Source organism: Blastococcus sp. CT_GayMR20 (assembly GCF_004570345.1).
Window position 1 is genome coordinate 1 of the sequence record NZ_SPQM01000262.1, and the last position, 3513, is coordinate 3513.

At 73.7% G+C, this 3513-nt stretch carries 3 protein-coding genes and 1 pseudogene; 1 reads left to right on the forward strand and 3 read right to left on the reverse strand.

Going from position 1 to position 3513, the window contains the following annotated elements:
• Window positions 1-1233 (reverse strand): annotated as a pseudogene (locus E4P40_RS26985) (AraC family transcriptional regulator ligand-binding domain-containing protein); the annotation flags it as partial.
• Window positions 1234-1528: 295 nt separating this feature from the next.
• Between E4P40_RS26985 and E4P40_RS26990 the strand changes: the two are divergent.
• Window positions 1529-2014 (forward strand): DUF4396 domain-containing protein, encoded by a 486-nt coding sequence (locus E4P40_RS26990; RefSeq protein ID WP_135161374.1) that lies wholly within the window; start codon window positions 1529-1531, stop codon window positions 2012-2014.
• 83 nt (window positions 2015-2097) lie between these two features.
• On the opposite strand, the gene E4P40_RS29445 is transcribed toward E4P40_RS26990, so the two are convergent.
• Together E4P40_RS29445 and E4P40_RS26995 are read right to left on the reverse strand one after the other, a co-directional pair.
• Window positions 2098-2232, reverse strand: a complete 135-nt coding sequence (locus tag E4P40_RS29445) for a hypothetical protein (RefSeq protein WP_280790663.1) — start codon at window positions 2230-2232, stop codon at window positions 2098-2100.
• 131 nt (window positions 2233-2363) lie between these two features.
• Window positions 2364-3513, reverse strand: a 1150-nt coding sequence (locus tag E4P40_RS26995) for a putative PEP-binding protein (RefSeq protein WP_135161375.1), incomplete at its 5' end; no start/stop codon positions are given.

A 3513-nucleotide genomic window follows, 5' to 3' on the forward strand; every position in this document is an offset into this window, starting at 1 on the left:
GGTCAGCCCGGTCGAGGCGTGCGACCGCAGCGAGCCCGTGGCCGGGTCCCACATCAGGATGCCGGCGCTCGTGCAGCCGACGATCCGCGGCAGCGCCTCGCTGACGATGTCGCTGACCGCGCCGGCGTCGGTCGTCGCGGACAGCTCGTGCGCGAGCTCGAGGAGGGCACCCGCCCGATCAGCCTCCTGACGGGCGTCCTCCAGGGCGATGATCAGGTCGAGGGACGCGGCGGCGTGGCCGGCGTACGCGGCGAGCATCGAGGACTCGTCGCCCATGGCGCCCTCGCCGTCGGGGTAGATCGCCGCCAGCCGGCCGTGCGCGCGGCGGGCCGACGCGACGTCGACGACGACGGCGTTCGGCCCGAGGTCGCCGTGGTCCAGCAGGTCGTCGACCAGGCGGGGCACGTCGGCGGCCGGCACCCCGGCGCTGTGCACCAGGGGGTCACCGCCGCTCGGAGCACGGACGGCGAGCAGGTAGGCCGGCGCCAGCACGGCCTCGGCGGCGCGGGCGACGATGCGCTCCAGGGCGGTATCGACGTCCTCGCTGCCGACCAGGTCGGTGGAGGCCGACTGCAGGATCCGCAGCTGGCCGCGCAGCGCCTGGAGTTCCGCCTCCTGGCCGGCCGTCTCGCGGGAACGGCGCGGCAGCCGGCTCCGCCGGTCCCAGGTCACCACGTAGACGCAGGCGGGATGTCCGTCGGACTCGCACGCCGGGTGCTCGATCCGGGCCTCGGGCAGCCCGAAGATCATCGGGACGACGCTGAAGAGTCCCTGGGCGTAGATGCAGTCCAGCCGCGAGTGCCGGTAGCCCTCGTGCAGGGTGTAGCGGATGGTCGCCGAGGTGGCGCCGGCGTCCAGCACCTCCATCGTCGAGGTCGTGCTGAACTTGGCCACCGCCCGCGGCAGCTTGCGGAAGACCTGGCGGGGCGTGCCCATGGCGCGCAGCAGGATCACCAGGCCGTGGGCGAGCCCGCTCTGGAGGGCGGAGGCCCCGACCCGGTACATCAGGCGGGGGTCACCGAGCACCTCCGTGGCGGCCTCGAACAGGCGGATCCGCGTGTCGTAGCTCCACCAGCGGGACTGGTCCTCGAACTGCTCGGCCGTGAAGGGCACGCCGGCCCGCTCGAGAACAGCGGCGACGGCGTCCTCACCGGCGGACGCGCGCACGTAGCGCAGCAGCCCGCCCGTGGTGGCGCCCGACGTCTCCCGGGGCTCGTGCAGCTGGTCGCTCATCGCGCACCGCCGTCACTCCGCGGGGTCACCATCGCTCCGGGGGACCGCCGGTCGGCGGACGGCCCGGAGGCGAGAGGGAACCCGGAGACGTGCACGACATCAAGATCGGCACGGACGGGGCAGAGCCTGAGCCGACTGACCCGTCGGAGTGGTGCGTCTTGCGCGGTGGGACCAGGTGGGCCTGCCCACATCGTCCGGGCCGAGGGGCGGCACCTCTTGCAGGGGGCCGGAAGAGGGAGTATCACTGTGGCGTTCGGGTACCCCTGGGGGGTATCGACGTCGTGAGGAGGTAGCGATGCACGACCACACTGTGCACGCACGGCAACACGGTGACAGCACGCCGCAGCGGGTCTCCTGGGCGATGGCCGCTCAGGCGACCCTGCACTGCCTCACCGGATGCGCCATCGGCGAGGTGCTCGGGATGGTCATCGGCACCTCGCTCGGCCTGCACGACGTGGCCACGGTCGCTCTCGCGATCGCTCTGGCGTTCGTGTTCGGCTACGCGCTCACCATGCGCAGCGTGCTCCGCGCGGGGGTGCCGTTCCGGGCCGCACTCCGCGTGGCGCTGGCCGCGGACACCGTGTCGATCCTCGTCATGGAGATCGTGGACAACGCCGTGATGCTCGGCGTCCCGGGCGCGATGGAGGCCGGCATCGGGGGCGTCCTGTTCTGGGCTTCGCTGGCCTTCGCCCTCGCGGTGGCGTTCGTCGTCACCCTGCCCATCAACCGTGCCCTGATGAGCCGCGGCAGGGGCCACGCCGTCGTCCACGCCCTGCACTGACCCGGACAGCAGACGACCCCGGCCTCTCCTCGGAGGTCGGGGTCGTTCGCTTCGCGGCGCCTGCTCGAGCAGGCGCCGGCGCGTCAGCGGCTGTTGGCCAGCGTCAGGAGCTCGTCGCGCATGGCCGGGCTGCTCGTGCGCGCCAGAGCCCGGTCGAGTGCCCGGCGGGTACGCGCCGCCTGACGACGCTTCCGCCAGGTGGACGTCACGCTGCTCATGATGATGCCTTTCGTCGATGTGGTTCTCGCCTACACCCTTAGCAATGCAGGTGTACACCACTCTATTCCGACGAATCGCAGGCTTAGCTGAACCTCAGCCGTGTTTCCCTCATCAGGATGAGTGAGAGCTGTCACCCATCACTCGCCACCGCCTCCCGGGCGGCGGCGCGGGCCGCCTGGGGGTCGTCCGTGGCGAGCGCCGCCGCGGCGGCGCGCCGGCAGGTGTCGAGATCGACCGTCGCCAGGCGGGCGCCGACGCCCGCTACGGCGGAGGCCGCGCACGAGAGCGAGCTGATGCCCAGCCCCACGAGGACGCAGGCGAGCAGCGGATCGGCCGCCGCCTCCCCGCAGACCCCGACCGGCTTCCCCTTCCGCTGCCCCGCCTCCGCGGTCACCTTGACGAGCTCCAGGAGGGCCGGCTGCCAGGGATCGGTGAGGTCGGCCAGGTCCGCCGACAGCCGGTCGGCGGCCAGGGTGTACTGCGACAGGTCATTGGTCCCGATGGACAGGAAGTCGACGTGGGCGAGCAGGCGATCGGCGTGCAGCGCGGCGGAGGGGACCTCGATCATCACGCCGGGCACCAGGCCCCGGGCACGGACCGCGGCCGCGAACTCCCGGGCCTCGGGCACCGTCGCCACCATGGGCGCCATCACCCAGGGTGTGGACGACGTCCGCCGCGCCGCCTCGGCCACCGCGTCGAGCTGGCGCTCGAGCAGCCCCGGATCCCGCCGGGCCACCCGCAGCCCGCGGACGCCGAGCGCAGGGTTCGCCTCGTCCGGCGGCGTCGCGAAGGCCAGGGGCTTGTCGGAGCCGGCGTCCAGGGTGCGCAGCACGACCTTGCTGCCGGCGAACGCCTCGAACACCTCCACGTAGCCGGCCGCCTGCTCCTCGACGGAGGGCTCCTGCGCCCGGCCGAGGAAGGCGAGCTCCGTCCGGAGCAGGCCGACGCCCTCCGCGTGCGCCGCGACCGCTGCCCGGGCGCCGGCGCCGTCCTGCACGTTGGCGAGCACCTGGACGGCGTGACCGTCGCGCGTCCTCGCCGGCCCCGAGTACCCGGCGAGGAGCTCCGCCGCCTCCCGCGCCGCCTCGACGCGGGACCGGGCCTCGCCGGCGTCGGGTCCCACGGTCAGCGTGCCCGCATCGCCGTCGAGCAGCACGGTCTCCCCCGCGCGCACGTCGTCGAGCCCCTCCACCGCGACCACGCACGGCAGACCGAGCTGCCGGGCGATGATCGCGGTGTGACTGGTCGTGCCGCCGAGGCGGGTCGCGAGCCCGACCACC

Bases quoted from the DNA above. Each gene is read 5' to 3' on its own strand.
- E4P40_RS26990 (WP_135161374.1), top strand. From the start codon at position 1,529: ATGCACGACCACACTGTGCACGCACGGCAACACGGTGACAGCACGCCG.
- E4P40_RS29445 (WP_280790663.1), bottom strand. From the start codon at position 2,232: ATGAGCAGCGTGACGTCCACCTGGCGGAAGCGTCGTCAGGCGGCGCGT.